General features: G+C 71.2%; 14 protein-coding genes. 6 read left to right on the top strand and 8 right to left on the bottom strand.

Annotated elements, in window-relative coordinates:
- Positions 1 to 28 precede the first annotated feature (28 nt).
- The 3 genes from Psi01_RS09225 (at position 29) to Psi01_RS09215 (ending at position 2,307) form a co-directional block, all read left to right on the top strand.
- Positions 29 to 628 (top strand): TetR/AcrR family transcriptional regulator, encoded by a 600-nt coding sequence (locus tag Psi01_RS09225; RefSeq protein ID WP_204063531.1) that lies wholly within the window; start codon positions 29 to 31, stop codon positions 626 to 628.
- A gap of 109 nt (positions 629 to 737) precedes the next feature.
- Positions 738 to 1,667 carry an NAD-dependent epimerase/dehydratase family protein gene (locus Psi01_RS09220; protein ID WP_204063530.1) on the top strand — a complete coding sequence of 310 codons (930 nt, stop codon included), beginning with the start codon at positions 738 to 740 and terminating at the stop codon, positions 1,665 to 1,667.
- 31 nt (positions 1,668 to 1,698) lie between these two features.
- Complete coding sequence (locus Psi01_RS09215; protein WP_204063529.1) at positions 1,699 to 2,307, top strand: hypothetical protein; 609 nt, start codon at positions 1,699 to 1,701, stop codon at positions 2,305 to 2,307.
- Here the strand turns inward: Psi01_RS09215 and Psi01_RS09210 are convergent.
- On the bottom strand, positions 2,267 to 2,818 hold the full coding sequence (locus tag Psi01_RS09210; RefSeq protein WP_239127381.1) for an SGNH/GDSL hydrolase family protein: 552 nt from the start codon (positions 2,816 to 2,818) through the stop codon (positions 2,267 to 2,269). The genes Psi01_RS09215 and Psi01_RS09210 overlap by 41 nt on opposite strands.
- Positions 2,819 to 3,313: 495 nt before the next feature.
- Here Psi01_RS09210 and Psi01_RS09205 point away from each other — a divergent pair, with 495 nt between their 5' ends.
- On the top strand, positions 3,314 to 3,793 hold the full coding sequence (locus Psi01_RS09205) for a hypothetical protein (RefSeq protein ID WP_204063527.1): 480 nt from the start codon (positions 3,314 to 3,316) through the stop codon (positions 3,791 to 3,793).
- Here Psi01_RS09205 and Psi01_RS09200 read toward each other — a convergent pair.
- Entirely contained in the window at positions 3,751 to 4,776 is a 1,026-nt protein-coding gene (locus tag Psi01_RS09200) for a neutral zinc metallopeptidase (protein ID WP_204063526.1), read from the bottom strand. The genes Psi01_RS09205 and Psi01_RS09200 overlap by 43 nt on opposite strands.
- Positions 4,777 to 4,908: 132 nt before the next feature.
- Between Psi01_RS09200 and Psi01_RS09195 the strand changes: the two genes are divergently transcribed.
- Positions 4,909 to 6,606 (top strand): DUF2207 domain-containing protein, encoded by a 1,698-nt coding sequence (locus tag Psi01_RS09195; protein WP_204063525.1) that lies wholly within the window; start codon positions 4,909 to 4,911, stop codon positions 6,604 to 6,606.
- Positions 6,607 to 6,700: 94 nt separating this feature from the next.
- On the opposite strand, the gene Psi01_RS09190 is transcribed toward Psi01_RS09195, so the two are convergent.
- Positions 6,701 to 7,651, bottom strand: a complete 951-nt coding sequence (locus Psi01_RS09190) for an asparaginase (RefSeq protein WP_275424507.1) — start codon at positions 7,649 to 7,651, stop codon at positions 6,701 to 6,703.
- 72 nt (positions 7,652 to 7,723) lie between these two features.
- Between Psi01_RS09190 and dtd the strand changes: the two genes are divergently transcribed.
- Positions 7,724 to 8,149 carry a D-aminoacyl-tRNA deacylase gene (dtd, locus tag Psi01_RS09185; protein WP_204063523.1) on the top strand — a complete coding sequence of 142 codons (426 nt, stop codon included), beginning with the start codon at positions 7,724 to 7,726 and terminating at the stop codon, positions 8,147 to 8,149.
- A 21-nt stretch (positions 8,150 to 8,170) separates the two neighbouring features.
- On the opposite strand, the gene Psi01_RS09180 is transcribed toward dtd, so the two are convergent.
- The 5 genes from Psi01_RS09180 to Psi01_RS09160 form a co-directional block, all read right to left on the bottom strand.
- On the bottom strand, positions 8,171 to 8,311 hold the full coding sequence (locus Psi01_RS09180; protein WP_204063522.1) for a hypothetical protein: 141 nt from the start codon (positions 8,309 to 8,311) through the stop codon (positions 8,171 to 8,173).
- Positions 8,312 to 9,212: 901 nt separating this feature from the next.
- Positions 9,213 to 10,196 carry a CAF17-like 4Fe-4S cluster assembly/insertion protein YgfZ gene (gene ygfZ / locus Psi01_RS09175; protein ID WP_204063521.1) on the bottom strand — a complete coding sequence of 328 codons (984 nt, stop codon included), beginning with the start codon at positions 10,194 to 10,196 and terminating at the stop codon, positions 9,213 to 9,215.
- Positions 10,197 to 10,248: 52 nt separating this feature from the next.
- Positions 10,249 to 10,662, bottom strand: coding sequence for a Fur family transcriptional regulator (locus Psi01_RS09170; RefSeq protein ID WP_204063520.1), 414 nt, complete (start codon positions 10,660 to 10,662; stop codon positions 10,249 to 10,251).
- Between the two features lie 95 nt (positions 10,663 to 10,757).
- Positions 10,758 to 13,412 (bottom strand): bifunctional acetaldehyde-CoA/alcohol dehydrogenase, encoded by a 2,655-nt coding sequence (gene adhE / locus Psi01_RS09165; protein ID WP_204063519.1) that lies wholly within the window; start codon positions 13,410 to 13,412, stop codon positions 10,758 to 10,760.
- A gap of 173 nt (positions 13,413 to 13,585) precedes the next feature.
- A complete protein-coding gene (locus Psi01_RS09160) occupies positions 13,586 to 14,011 on the bottom strand; it encodes an HPF/RaiA family ribosome-associated protein (RefSeq protein WP_204063518.1) in 426 nt (141 codons plus the stop codon).
- Positions 14,012 to 14,307: the final 296 nt, after the last annotated feature.

Here is a 14,307-nt window from a genome sequence, read left to right as displayed (position 1 = left end):
GTGGTTAGCAGATGCTAACTTCCTCTCCATGGCCCATCCCTTCCTCGTGAGCGAGAGCGACCCGCCGTCCAAGCGGTGCATCCTGACCGAGGCGCTGCGGCTGTTCGTCGAGCACGGCGTGGACGGCACGACCGTGCGCGACATCGCCCGGGCCAGCGGATACACCAATCCAGCCCTGTTCAAGTTCTTCGCCTCCAAGGAGCAGCTGGCCCTGCACCTGTTCGGCAGGTGCTACGGGCGCCTGTACGACCGGGCGGCGCTGGCCTGCGCGCCGGGGCGCCCCTTCGGCGAGAGGCTCGGATCGCTGCTGGACGCCTTCGCCACGCTGCTGGACGGCGAGCCCGAGGTGTTCCTCTACGTACAGGACAACCTCCGGGTCTACTGGCCGCGGCTGTCCCCCGCCGAACGGCGGGACTCCCTCATCGAGCTGCTGCGCGCCCTGCTCCGCGACGGAGTGGCGGAGGGCGAGGTCACCACCGCCGTCCCGGTCGACCTGATGGTCGCCGCGCTCTCCGGCACCGTCGCACAGTACGCCCGGATGCGGCATTTCGGGGAACTCTCCTCAGAGGAGGTGCGCGCCGGACTGAACCCCCTGATCACCCGCATGATCGCCGCACGGGAACCATGACCGGCGGCTGACGCCCACGGCCCCCGCGGGGGCCTTTTTCCGCACCGTGGAGTTAGCAAGTGCTAACCATCTTGACTCACAACAGTGTTCGCATCAGCGGAGGAGTCACATGAGACTGCTCATCCTGGGAGCCGGAGGCTTCATCGGGCGCACCGCCGTACGGGAGGCCGTCTCGGCCGGGTGGGAGGTGACCGGCCTCGTCCGCGGCGCCGAGGCCGCCCGGCGGGTGACGGAGGCGGGCGGGACGCCCCACCTGTCCACCGCGGACGACCCCGGGACGTGGGCGGAGACCGCCCGGGGGGCGACGGCCGTCGTCGACCTCGTCCAGCCCCGGCTGCCCGGCCGGATGACCCTGCGCGCGGCCCGGCGGGTCAGCTCCGCCCGGCAGGGGACGACCTCCGGGGTCCTGCGGGCGCTCGGCTCCCTGCCCGCGCACGAGCGGCCGCTGCTGGTCTCGGTCAGCGGCGTCGACGACCTGGACCCGGGCGCGGGCCGTACGGTGTCCCACGCCTCCCCGCTGCGCACCGTGCCCGCCGGGTTCGCCCACATCGGCCTGCCCGTCAGGCGCCTGATCGAGCAGTCGGGGCTGCCGGCCGTCCACGTCTGCCTGGGGAACATGGTCTACGGTCCGGGCAAGGGTTTCGGCGACGTGATCGTGCCCGGCCTGGCCCGGCGGCGGGTGCCGGTCCCCGGCTCCGGGAACAACCGGCTCCCACTCATCCACGTCGAGGACGCCGCACGCGCCCTGATCCACGTGGCCGGGCTCGACGGCGTGGCGGGGCGGAGCTTCGTGGCCGCCGACGGCACCGCCACGACGCTGCGCGAACTGCTGGAGGAGACCGCCCGGCTGCTCGGCGCCCCCGCCCCGCGCACGCTGCCCCGCTGGGCGGCCGCGCAGCTGGTCGGCCGGATCGCGCTGGAGACGCTGACGCTGGACGCCGCCGCCGACGTCTCGGCGCTGACCGCGACCGGCTTCACCCTGCGCCATCCGTCGATCCGCGAAGGACTGCCCGCGACCCTGAAGGAGATCACCCGATGACGCTCTCCCCCCATGCGAAGGAGACGGCCCGATGACGCTCTCCCCTCCCGGCGGGACGTCCCGCGCCCTGGACGCCGCGCGCTTCGTCCGGCCCCTTACGTTCGTCATCCTGCTGGCCCTGCTGGCCCCGGTCGTCCTGCTGGCGAACGTCGGCCTGCCGTTCAGCGCGGCGGGCGTCAAGGAGGTCTCGGGTGGCGTCGGCATCCTCGATCTGGAGCCGCGCGAGTCCGCCGAGGGCGTGTACCGGGCCCTGGCCGCCTACGGCGAGGAGGGCCGGGAGCGCTATCTGACGCTGCTGGCCACTCTCGACCTGCTCTTCCCGCCGCTGCTGGCCCTGACCTGCGCTCTGGCGGCGGCGCTGGGCGCGGGCCGGGTGCGGTGGTGGATCTGGCCGGTTCCGGTGGCGGCGCTGGTGGCCGACTACACGGAGAACGTCGTCCTGGTGATCTTGCTGACCCGCTATCCCGGACCCGGCCCGGCGGCGTGGCTGCCCGCGCTGACCACCGTGAAGACCGCGGCCGCCGTGGCGGAGGTGGTGCTCGCCGTGGCCGGCCTGGTGTACGCGGCCGTCAGAGTCTCCGGAAGGTCCGGAAGAGGCTTCAGAAGGCGGAGCGCAGACCCTTCTCGTCCAGGGCGGTGACCAGCCAGCGGGAGATGCGGGCGTGGCCTTCCAGCGTGGGGTGCACGCCGTCCGGCAGGATCATCGTCCTGCTCCAGTGGCGGCCGAGCGGGTCGAGGAAGGTCGTGCCCGTCTCCTCGGCGGCGCGCGCGACGGAGTCCCTGACCTGGTAGGCCCAGCGGGGGACGGCCCCCATCCACAGCGGGCCGATCACCACGACCGCGGTGTCGGGCCAGCGCCGCCGGACCAGGTCGAGCAGCCGGACGGTGGCCCGGTGGACCTGGCCGGCCGTGGGACGGCGGTCGTTGTGGCCGCCGGAGACGATCAGCAGGTCGGGGGCCGGGCGCCAGGCGAGCTCTTGACGGAAGGAGTCCTCGAAGGTCCGGCCCACCCGGCCGGGGGTGGCGAAGCCGGTGCCGGCCGCTCCGGCGGTGATGAGCTGCCAGTCCAGCGCGCGGGCGGTCTGCGCGGCGTAACTCTGCCAGCGCGCCACCGGTCCCGAGCCGACGGTGAAGCTGTCCCCGATGATCATCACGACCGGCGCCCGGGCCGTGGACCGGATGACCGGCAGGTCCGCGGACCGATCGACCGGCAGAGCCGCGGCGTCATGGGAACACCCTGAAATAAGGCAGCAAATCACCATAAAAACGGCTATCGCGGATAACCGAGGTCGTTTCTCAACAGGCCCGCGCATGACACCCCGGACGAATCTGAACCGCCGACATGAACGACGATCTCCCGGGAGCGCGCGGCCGGACCGGCGCCTGCCTCCCCCCGGAGCGGCGCCCCTCGGCCATCCCGGGAGACCCTCGTGAACAGGACCGAGTGTAACCGGGTGCAAGCCACCGGCTCCGGAAAATCACGGAATGGAAAATCTTCTCTGCGAGCCGACCGGAATATCACCCTATAAGGACTAAAAACCATTCGGCGGGCTCCAGAAACGCCGATTTATTTCCCAGAGAACGGCAACCCGGGTGGGTATCTAGCCGTCAACAGTGTGACTCCACCCCCCGGACAGGAGAGACGCATGACCTACGCGTACGGCCTGCCATCCGACCCCCGTCCCTACTCCGGCCGCCACGACCGCGCGACCCGGCGCCCGCAGCCCGGAAGCGCCCTCGGCCTCGCGGCGCTCGCCACGGGCGCGACCGCTCTCCTGTCCGGCTTCCTGCCCCTCGCCTCCTGGACCGCCGCCCTGCTCCCGATCATCTCCGCCGCCCTCGGCTTCGCCGCCCTGGGCAGGACGCACCGCGCGCGACCGCGGGACGGGGGCTCCGGCTGGCGCGGCCTCATCCTGGAGCTCGCCGCCGGCGCCATGGTGATCTGGCTCGCGGTCGTCCTCCTCACCGTCCTCGTCGTCCTCGTGACCTCCGGCGGTCACGTGGCGGGCGGGGACGGGCCGGGAGTCCGCGAGCGGATCGGCGGCGCCGGGCCGGTCCTGAGCTGCCTGCTCGATCGGGAGGGTCAGCTGACGTGCGAGGACGGGGCGGTCCAGGTGTTGCAGTAACCCGGCCTGGCGTACTTCCAGCCGTGGTTGAGCCAGGCGGCGAAGTTCTGCCCGTTGCCGTGGTCGCGCCTGCCCAGCCCGTTCTGGTCGTCGCCGCGCCGATAGTCCTGCTCCAGTACGGCCTGCCAGCGGGCGGCGGTGACGCCGAGCGGCACCCGCACGGTCCGGATGAACGCCCCGGAGAAGCACTGCGCCTGCAGCTCCGACCGGCGTGAGTGCGCGTCCCGGGCCGACTTGGAGCGGTCGGAGACCTCCCACCACCAGGCGCCGCCGATGCCGGCCATGGACTGCACGTGGTGGCCGTACTCATGGGCGAGCACCGCCAGATAGGGCACGTGGTTCTGGGCCGGGTCGGCGTTGCCGCTCTGCTCGATCACGTGGGACAGGCCGATGTACATGCCCCGGTTGGACGGGCAGTAGTAGGCGGCGGCCCCGGCCGCCGGGTAGGTGCCGCAGGGCCCGCGGCCCGGACGCGCCCAGAAGACCCGGCGGGGCTGCTGGAAGACCGCCCCCGCCTGGGAGAACTTGGCGGACCAGGCCCGGTCCAGGCAGCCGGTCACCGCGTTGAGATAGGTCAGCATGTCACGCTGCTGCGTCGAGGGCCGGGGGGCCCGGCAGCTGGTGGGGCGCATCATGCCGGTGCCGTACAGCGGGTTGCGCTTGAGCCGGGCGCCGGTCTGGGACCGGTTCATGTACCGCAGGTCCACCTGCATGGCGCCGTTGGAGGTCAGCGCGATCTCGGAGCCGCCCTGCGTGCCGAGGTCCAGCCGCTGCGGCGGCCGGTAGGACGGCGGGATGACCTCGGTGCCGTCGGTGGGGACGGGCTCGGCCGTCTGGGTGGCCACCGGCCCCGAGCCGGGCCCGGCCGGAGACTGCGCCTCGTCACCGCCCGTGAGCGCGGCCACCACCACGACAACGGCGAAAGTCGTCGCGAGGACGCCGAAAACACCGAAGGCCAGGGGGCTCGGCCCGCGTGGGCGCATGCGACCGCCTCTCCAAAGACAGGATCATCGGGCGGCAATCTAGCGGATGTAACCCTTTGTCAGTTCATCGGCGGAAAAATCAGACCGGGGGTGTCCATCACCCGTCTGCCGTTCTCGATAGGCTCCCGACCCATGGCGGGATCTTTCTTGCATCGGGCGGCCGGGAGCCTTGCCGCCGCGGTCGCCCTCGGGCTGACTCTGAGCGCCTCCCCCGCGCTCGCGGCGGGTACGGCGAACCCCTCGTCGGCCGCGTCCGGCACGGTGGAGGCCTCCTCGGCCGCGGCGAACGCGGTGAAGAGCCACCAGGTCGAGCTCCAGCTGCGACAGGACGGCGTTCTCCACGTCAAGGAGACCGTGACCTTCGAGGGCAGCCCGCCGACCCGCGAGCTGATCGGCCGCACTCGCTACGACGACGCCAACGACCGGCTCTACCCGATCAGCGGGCTCAAGGGCGACGCCACCCTGAACGGTGACGAGATCACCCTGAAGGGCTCGGGCACCGCGACGTTCGAGTACGACGTCAGGGGCGCGGTGACCCCGCTGGCCGACATCCAGGAGCTGCGCTGGTACGCCGTGGGCGGCTGGACGGTCCCGGTGGAGCAGGCCACCGTGAAGGTGACCGGCCCGGCCCAGCTGCAGAACCTGTCCTGCTTCGCGGGCGTGCTGACCTCCGCGGTCGGCTGCACCGTGGCCTCCCCCGACCACAACGGCACCACCGCCGACTTCGAGCAGCAGGGCCTGGGCCCGGGCGAGGTGCTCACCGTCGTCGTCGGCTACCCCCGGGGCGCCACCACCGGCGGGCCCGTCCTGGAGCGCCGCTTCGAGCTGGCCAACGCCTTCACCCTCAACACCGTCACCGGCGGAGCGCTGGTCGGCCTGCTGGTCCTGCTGCTCGGCGGCATCGGCCTGCTGTACTGGACCCGCGGGCGCGACGCCCGGGTGGTCGACCACGAGTCGGGCGCCCTGACCCCGATCGAGAACGGTCACTTCGCCCCGCCGGACGGCGTGCGCCCCGGCCAGATCGGCACGCTCATGGACGAGCAGGCCGACGTGATCGACGTGACGGCCACGATCGTGGACCTGGCCGTGCGCGGCTATCTCCGCATCGACGAGCAGCCCCGCCAGACCTACGACACCCCCGACTGGATGCTGGTGCGCCTGCCCAGCGCCCCGGTCACCTCGCTGCTGCCGTACGAGCGCGCCCTCTACGAAGCGATCTTCGACGGCCGTGACGCCGTCCTGCTCTCCCAGCTGCACGGGTCGTTCGGCGCCAAGCTCGGCAAGGTCCGCGACGCCCTGTACCGGGACGTGGTCACCCAGGGCTGGTTCGCCCGCCGCCCCGACAGCGTCCGCACCCGCTGGACGACCCTGGGCGTGGTGCTCACCTTCGCCGGAGTCCTCGGCACGGTGGCGCTGGCCTGGTTCACCACGTACGGTCTGCTCGGCCTGGCCGTGATCATCGCCGGAGCGGCCCTGGCGGCCGGCGGCCAGTACATGCCCGCCAAGACGGCCAAGGGCTCCGGAGCCCTGGCGCACACCCTGGGCTTCCGCCGCTATCTCACCGAGGGCGACATCGACGGCACCGTCCCCGAGGCCCAGCGGGTCGAGCTGTTCTCCCGCTATCTCCCCTACGCCGTGATCTTCGACAGCGTCGACCGCTGGGCCCGCGTGGTCTCCTCCGTCACCGGCAACGGCCGGCAGGCCGACAACCTGTACTGGTACCACGGCCCGGCCGAGTGGGACCTGTCCAAGTTCGCCGACTCGATGCGCACCTTCACCATGACCACTTCAGGAGCCATCTCCGCCACCCGCCAGTTCCGGTCCCTCTGAAGCCGGGAGCGGGCACGGAAGTGGGTTGACCGGGAAAGCGCGACGCCAGGCTCCCGATTCCGTCGAGGTTCCCGGCGTCGCTTTCATGTCCCGGTCAGCCGGCGGAGCCGGAGGGTTCCCGGCGCAGGCGGATCTCGCCGACGGGGTGGCCGCCGCCGTACAGGGTGCCGGTGGCCAGGGCGTCGAGCTCGGGGGCGTCGAGGTCCAGGGCGCGCAGGGCGGCGACGGTGACGGGGACGCGGGCGCGCTGGCCGCCGTCCTCGATCTTGACCGTGCCCGCGCGGCCGTCCTCGAAGGCGAAGGCGTCGAACGCCTCGGCTCCGGCCTTGAGCATCAGGCCGGGGATCGCGCGCATCAGCCGGGCCTCGGGGCGGACGGTGCCGGAGGTCCACTCGGGGTGGGCGCGGAAGGCGTCGGCGACGCGGCGCTCGGGGGTGCCGGGCTCGGCCAGGACGAGCGCGCGGAAGGCGCGGGCCACGCCCAGCATGGAGACGAAGAACAGCGGGGCGCCGCAGCCGTCCACACCGGTGGCGGCGACCCGCTCACCGGTCAGCTCCTCGACCGTGGCGCGGATCGCCCGCTGCAGCGGGTGCGCCGGGTCCAGATAGGTCTCCAGCGGCCAGTCGTTGGCCGCGCACGTGGCGAGCATCGCCGCGTGCTTGCCCGAGCAGTTCATGTAGATCCGGGCCTTGTCGCCGCCCGAGCGCAGGACCTCCTCGCGCGCCTCGGCGTTCTCGGGCAGGTCCTCCGGACAGCGCAGCGCGCTCTCGTCCAGCCCGGCCTCCTTGAGGATCGTGCGGGCGCCGTCCACGTGGAAGGACTCCCCGGCGTGGCTCGCGCACGCCAGCGCGAGCAGTTCCCCTTCGAGGGCGAGCCCCGCGCGCACCATGCCGAGCGCCTGCAGGGGCTTCATCGACGACCGGGGCGAGACCAGCGCGTCCACCGCGCCGTGCGCCCGGGCGAAGGAACCGTCCGCCTTCACCGCCAGCATTCGTGCCCGGTGCGTGGACTCCACGAATCCGGAACGGACTACTTCGACAACCAACGACCCAGTAGACACCTTTGTCTCCTTTCGCGCAGAGTCTACGGAGCCCCGGAAACACGGGATGATGGTGGGATGCGTGCGGTCGTTCAGCGGGTGAGTTCCGCGTCGGTGGTGGTGGACGGTGCGACGGTCGGGGCGATCGACGAGCCGGGACTGCTCGTGCTCGTCGGCGTGACGCACAACGACACCCCCGCCGAGGCGGCCAAGCTGGCCGCCAAGCTCTGGGGCCTGCGGATCCTGCACGGCGAGAAGTCGTGCTCCGACGTCGGCGCCCCGCTGCTGGTGATCAGCCAGTTCACCCTGTACGGCGACGCCCGCAAGGGCCGGCGCCCCACCTGGCAGGCGGCGGCCCCCGGCCCGGTCGCCGAGCCGCTGGTCGAGGCGGTCTGCGCGGAGCTGCGCGCGCTCGGCGCGCACGTGGAGACCGGCGTCTTCGGCGCCGACATGAAGGTCTCCCTGACCAACGACGGCCCCATCACCCTGATCCTGGAGATCTGACGCCCGCGCCGGCCCGGTGTTTCAGGTGTAGATCTCCTGCGGGGTGACGAGATGCAACCGGGGCAGGGTCGCCGCATAGTCCCGAAGCCGGGCGCTGAATCCGTTGCGGGAGAAAACATATTTCTCCCGGGCTCCGGTGACGCCGGGGACCGTACGGAGCACATGCTGCCGGCATATCTCCTCCCATGCCAGGAAGCATGATGATCAAGCTGAGGAAGGACCGGGTCATTGAGACACGCGGCGGCCGGCGCGTTGGTCCGTAGCTGAGACCTGGCAGGCTCGACGAACCCGTGGTGGAAACGCAGGAACCGATCGCTGATCGCGTATGCCGTCTTCTTGGTGCGTGGCGGCGCCGTGACGGGCCGCAACCGTTCGACCAGCCCCAGACATTCGAGCACGCCCAGGATTTTGGTGATGTTCGCTGGAGTCGGCCCCGTGCGCTCGAAGACCTCTGTCAGCAGACGCTCAGAGAGCGGGCGGTCATCGGTGAACCGCTCCAGGTAGTAGGGGACCCCACCGCAGATCGAATAGGCGCGGACCCGGTCCTCGGCGGAGCAGCCGGGGTGGAAGAGTGCCGCCTCCTTCGCCAGGAAGGGTTCCGGCCTCAGCCGGCCGGTTCGCCGGCCGTAGAGCCGCCCGGCCAGCACCTCGTCTTCAAAGAACGCGAGCTCGCTGCCGGCCAGCACCAGAACCAGTGGGAGATTCCGGCCTGTCGTACGCCACCATCGGCTGAGAGCCGTCTCCAGCTCGGCCGACTGTGCGGCCAGCAGCTCGTTCTTCCGGACACGGCGAGTTCACCGGTGAAGTCCCGCAACTGTTGCGGAGCGACCGTATCCGTCGCCTCGAAGTAGAACGAACGCATCCCTGCAGCAAGGTGGGCGAGCAACTCGGTCTTGCCGACACGCCGTCGCCCGTAGACGACCAGTAGCTCCGCACTGCTTCCCGACAGGCGTCACCCGAGCATCGCCAGCTCGTCCGTCCGATTGAGAAACTCCACAGGAAAACCCTACGCGGGATTTTCCTGTGGAGTTTCATTTCTCAAACGAACAGCGGGCCGGTTTCCTCAGCGGATGCGGCGGCGCAGGGCGGGGTCGATCTGGACGTTGCGGCCGGCGTCCGGCGGGACGATGACCTCCTGGGCCGCCGCCACCCCGTCGGCCTGGAGCGGGGCGTCCACCGGCACGGTCCGTTTGACCACGGCCAGGGCGATCGGGCCGAGCTCGTGGTGGCGGGCGGCGCTGCCGACGAAGCCGATCTCGTCCTTGCCGTCGGTCACCGGGGCGCCGCGCCGGGGCAGCCGGTCGGCGCTGCCGTCCAGGTGCAGGAAGACCAGGCGGCGCGGCGGGTGGCCGAGGTTGTGCACCCGGGCCACCGTCTCCTGGCCCCTGTAGCATCCCTTGCTCAGGTGGACGGCGGCGCCGATCCAGCCGACCTCGTGCGGGATGGTCTTGTGGTCGGTCTCGAAGCCCAGGCGGGGGGCGTGGTCCTCGATCCGCAGCGCCTCGTAGGCCCACAGCCCGGCCGGGCGCAGGCCCAGGTGCCCGGGGAGCAGGTCACGGGGGAGGAGGACGTCGTCCCCGACGAGGACCGCCCCGTCCGGCGGGGTGACCCGGGTGCCGTCGATCACGCTGACCACCGCGTAGGCGTCCGTCACGTCGGCGACCTCGACCCGGAGCATGAAGCGCATCTTGTCCAGGAAGGCCACCAGCTCGCCCCCGGTGCCCGGCTCGACGTGCGCCCAGACGGCCTCGCCGTCGTCGACGAGCGTCAGGTGGTGCTCGACCCTGCCTTGGGCGTCCAGCAGCAGGGTCTGGGTGGCCTGCCCGGGCGGCAGGTCCTTGAGCTTCTGCGAGCTCAGGTCGTTGAGCCAGCTCAGCCGGTCGGGCCCGGAGATCCTCACGACCTCGCGGTTGCTCCTGTCGACCATCGCCTCGCCGGCCAGCAGCGCACGCTGCTCGGCGAACGGGTCGCCGTAGTGTCCGGCGACGTCGGAGTCGGGAGCGTCGGCGGCGACCGCACCGGGGGTGTCCAGCAGAGGGCTTCGCATGATTCCAAGCCTATGCCGTCCCGGACACGTGCCCGGGACCGGCCGGGGCGGTTCAGCGGCAGTCGCGGCAGCGACCGAAGACCGTCAGGTGGTGCACGTCGGTGGCGAAGCCGAGTTCCCGCTCGAGGCCGTCCACCAGGGTCTGCACCAGCTCGGGCCGGACCTCGCTGATCTCCCCGCAGCCGCGGCAGACCAGGTGCACGTGGTCGGCGTCGGCCGCCAGGTGGTAGGTGGGGGCGCCGTGACCGAGGTGGTTGTGGGCGACCATGCCGAGCTCTTCCAGAAGCTCGAGGGTCCGGTAGACGGTCGAGATGTTCACTCCGCGGGCGGTCTCCCGTACCCGGGTGCAGATCTCCTCGGGAGTGGCGTGCTCCAGCGCCTTGACCGCCTCCAGCACCAGCTGCCGCTGCGGAGTGACCCGATAGCCGCGCGCCCGCAGCTCCTCATGCCACGACGTCTCGGTCATGTGCAGAGTCTAAGTGCTGCCGGGGGCCGGACCGCCGATCATCGGCGATCCGGTCCTCACGGACTCAGGCCCGTCATGCGACCCGCGCGGGCCCGTCAGGCGGCCCGTACGGCCTCCCCGTCGCGGCGGCCGTAGTAGGCGGCCCGCATCAGCTCCTGCATGTCGTCCAGCATCGGCATGCGCGGGTTGGCCGGGGCGCACTGGTCCTCGTAGGCGTTGATCGCCTGCTGCGGCAGCGCGTCCAGGAACGCCCGCTCCTCGACACCGATCTCCTTGAACGACCGCTCGATCCCCACCGCGTCGCGCAGGCGCTCCACCGCCGCCGCCAGGGACTCGACGCCTTCGTCGGCGGTCCCGGCCGGCAGGCCGAGCGTGCGGGCGATCTCCTGGAAGCGTTCCGGGGCGCGGTAGTCCTCGTACTTCGGCCAGCCGGACAGCTTCGCCGGCACGATGCCGTTGTAGCGGATCACATGCGGCAGCAGGAGCGCGTTGGTGCGTCCGTGCGCCACGTGGAAGGTGGCGCCCAGCGTGTGCGACATCGCGTGCACGATGCCGAGGAAGGCGTTGCCGAAGGCCATGCCCGCGATCGTGCCGGCGTTGTGCATCTTCTCCCTGGCCTCGGGGTCGGCGGCGCCCCGCGTCACCGCCCGCTCCAGATAGGAGAAGATCAGCTTGATCGCCTGCAGGGCCAGCCCGTCGGTGAAGTCGTTGGCGTAGACCGACACGTACGACTCGATGGCGTGGGTCAGCGCGTCGAAGCCGCTGTCGGCGGTGACCACGCGGGGCAGCTCGGCCGCGAGCACCGGGTCCACGATCGCCACGCTCGGGGTGAGCGCGTAGTCGGCCAGCGGGTACTTCTTTCCGGTGGCCGAGTCGGTGATGACGGCGAACGGGGTCACCTCCGCGCCGGTGCCCGAGGTGGTCGGCACGCACACCAGGCGGGCCCGCTCCCCCAGCGTCGGGAACCGGAAGGCGCGCTTGCGGATGTCGAAGAACTTCTCCTTCATGTCCGCGAAGACGACCTCCGGGTGCTCGTAGCGCAGCCACATCACCTTCGCCGCGTCCATCGCCGACCCGCCGCCCAGCGCGACGATGGTGTCGGGCTGGAAGGCGCGCATCAGCTCGGCTCCCCGGTCCACCGTGACGACGCTCGGCTCCGGCTCGACGTCGTCGATGATCTGCAGGGCGACCCGCTCGGCGCGGCGCTGCAGGACGTCGATGATCCGGTCCACATAGCCCAGCCGGGTCATGACGGGGTCGGTGACGACGGTGACGCGGTGGACGTCCGGCATGTCGGCGAGATAGCGGATCGCGTTCGGCTCGAAGTAGATCTTCGCCGGGACTTTGAACCACTGCATGTTGTTGTTGCGCCGCCCGACTCTCTTGATGTTGATCAGATTGACGGCGGAGACGTTGTCGGAGACCGAGTTGCGTCCGTAGCTGCCGCATCCCAGGGTCAGCGAGGGCAGGAAGGCGTTGTACATGTCGCCGATGCCGCCCTGTGAGGCCGGGGCGTTCCAGATCACCCGGACCGCCTTCACCCGCCTGCCGTACTCCTCGGCGAGCCCGGCGTCCTCGGTGTGGATGACCGCGCTGTGCCCGAGCCCGTGGAACTCCACCATCCGCTCGGCGTGGGTCAGCCCCTCCTCCCGCGAGGCCGCGCGCAGGACGGCCAGGACGGGGCAGAGCTTCTCCCTGGTCAGCGGCTCGGCCGGGCCGACCCCCTCCACCGGGACGAGGATGACGGAGGTGTCCCCGGGTACGGCGAACCCGGCACGCTCGGCGATCCACACCGGGGAGCGGCCGACCACGTCGGGGTTGAGTTTCGCTCCCGAGCACCCCTCCCCGTGGGCCGTCACCCCGAAGACGAACTCCTCCAGCATCTTCTTCTCGGCCGGAGTGGCCACATAGGCGTGCAACCGCCGGAACTCGGCCAGCGCGGCGTCGTAGACCTCGTCGTCGATGATGACCGCCTGCTCGGAGGCGCAGATCATGCCGTTGTCGAAGGTCTTGGAGAGCACGATGTCGTGTACGGCGCGGCGCAGTTTCGCACTGCGCTCGATGTAGGCCGGGACGTTGCCCGCGCCGACGCCCAGGGCCGGCTTGCCCGCCGAGTAGGCCGCCCTGACCATCCCGTTCCCGCCGGTGGCGAGGATGGTGGAGACACCGTCGTGGTGCATGAGCGCGCCGGTCGCCGCCAGCGACGGCTCCTCGACCCACTGCACGCAGTGCTCCGGGGCGCCGGCCTCGACGGCCGCGTCGCGGACGGTCCGCGCCGCCTCGACGCTGCACCTCTGCGCCGAGGGGTGGAAGGCGAACACGATGGGGTTGCGGGTCTTCAGGGCCAGCAGCGCCTTGAAGACGGTCGTCGAGGTGGGGTTGGTGACCGGGGTGACGCCGCAGACGACGCCGACCGGATCGGCGATCTCCACGATCCCGTTGATCTCGTCCCGGGAGATGACCCCGACCGTCTTGAGGTCGGCCATGCTGTGCGTGATGTGCTCGCAGGCGAAGATGTTCTTGACCGCCTTGTCCTCGAACACCCCGCGGCCCGTCTCCTCGACCGCCAGGGCGGCCAGCTCGGCGTGCCGGCCCAGAGCTGCCACGGAGGCCTTCTTGACGATGTGGTCGACCTGCTCCTGGGTGAAGGAGTCGTACTCGGCCAGGGCCTTGAGCGCGTTGCCCACCAGGGCGTCGATCGCGGTCCGGACGTCGGCGGGCGGGGCGGCTCCCCCGTGGGAGTCGGTCATTTCGTATCACCTCGTGTGGTGTGGCGGGCCTCTCACCTCCACTGTCGGGGAGAGGCCCGCCCCGGGTCTGCCGCGCAAAGACCCGGGCGGGCGGGACCAAGGTCATCTCTTGGGAGGCCGTTCCGGAAGGGGCCTCGAAGGGCGCGGCCGCGAAGAGACGACCCGGCCGGGACTCAGCCGGCGAGCGGTTCGCGAGGGGTCTCGTCATCCTGGGCGGTCCGGCTCTGCGCGGAGAGCCGGACCAGGTCCCGGTAGCGGCGGTCGCGGGTGGACTCCCAGTCCCGGCCGATCCGGTCCAGCCGCGCCTTCAGCCGGTCGACGAGCTCTGCGACCGCCGCGTGGGCGGTCTCCCTCTCGGCGTGCGCGCGGATCAGGTTCCCGTTGACGTCGAGGACGGCCTGGGCGCTGGTGAGCTGGCCCGAACCGAGGTTCACCGGAGCGTTGATCTTGACTCGGGTGAACAGGATGGGTTCGCCGCAGTACCGGCCGAGAGCGACGATCCTCTCCTGGACCCGTTCGACCGCGGAGCGGGGCACCCGGCCCCGGGTGAGCACCTGGACGTCCTGCGCGGTCAGTGCGACGTGCGCCGCCTTCGCCATTTCGGTCACTCCCTATCTCTGGTCGGGGCTCCAGCCTTTCGCTCCCGCCCCGGCCCCGACAGGGACCTTCGTCCCGCCCGCGCGTGCCGTACGGCCCCGCCTGCCCTCCCGCCGGGGAGTGCCTCCCCACCTGCGCGGATCCGCTTGGAGAATATTTACTTGCCCCGCCGGAGACGGTCGCATAACGTACGGATCACGCAGAAAGGAGGTGGTCCAGACAATGGTTGATCATTATTGGGCTAGCGAGGTGGCTGTCCGCTAGGACGCCCCGGCTCCGGACTCGGTTCGGACGTCTG

The sequence above is a fragment of the Paraplanobispora siamensis genome (assembly GCF_016863175.1).
GTDB classification, from domain to species: Bacteria; Actinomycetota; Actinomycetes; order Streptosporangiales; family Streptosporangiaceae; genus Planobispora; species Planobispora siamensis.
This window is presented reverse-complemented; position numbering and strand designations above follow the sequence as displayed.

What these genes read in the sequence shown, in the direction of transcription:
- Psi01_RS09225 (WP_204063531.1), top strand. Translation starts at nt 29, where the DNA reads ATGGCCCATCCCTTCCTCGTGAGCGAGAGCGACCCGCCGTCCAAGCGG.
- Psi01_RS09220 (WP_204063530.1), top strand. Translation starts at nt 738, where the DNA reads ATGAGACTGCTCATCCTGGGAGCCGGAGGCTTCATCGGGCGCACCGCC.
- Psi01_RS09215 (WP_204063529.1), top strand. Translation starts at nt 1,699, where the DNA reads ATGACGCTCTCCCCTCCCGGCGGGACGTCCCGCGCCCTGGACGCCGCG.
- Psi01_RS09210 (WP_239127381.1), bottom strand. Translation starts at nt 2,818, where the DNA reads ATGATCATCGGGGACAGCTTCACCGTCGGCTCGGGACCGGTGGCGCGC.
- Psi01_RS09205 (WP_204063527.1), top strand. Translation starts at nt 3,314, where the DNA reads ATGACCTACGCGTACGGCCTGCCATCCGACCCCCGTCCCTACTCCGGC.
- Psi01_RS09200 (WP_204063526.1), bottom strand. Translation starts at nt 4,776, where the DNA reads ATGCGCCCACGCGGGCCGAGCCCCCTGGCCTTCGGTGTTTTCGGCGTC.
- Psi01_RS09195 (WP_204063525.1), top strand. Translation starts at nt 4,909, where the DNA reads ATGGCGGGATCTTTCTTGCATCGGGCGGCCGGGAGCCTTGCCGCCGCG.
- dtd (WP_204063523.1), top strand. Translation starts at nt 7,724, where the DNA reads ATGCGTGCGGTCGTTCAGCGGGTGAGTTCCGCGTCGGTGGTGGTGGAC.
- ygfZ (WP_204063521.1), bottom strand. Translation starts at nt 10,196, where the DNA reads ATGCGAAGCCCTCTGCTGGACACCCCCGGTGCGGTCGCCGCCGACGCT.
- Psi01_RS09170 (WP_204063520.1), bottom strand. Translation starts at nt 10,662, where the DNA reads ATGACCGAGACGTCGTGGCATGAGGAGCTGCGGGCGCGCGGCTATCGG.
- adhE (WP_204063519.1), bottom strand. Translation starts at nt 13,412, where the DNA reads ATGACCGACTCCCACGGGGGAGCCGCCCCGCCCGCCGACGTCCGGACC.
- Psi01_RS09160 (WP_204063518.1), bottom strand. Translation starts at nt 14,011, where the DNA reads ATGGCGAAGGCGGCGCACGTCGCACTGACCGCGCAGGACGTCCAGGTG.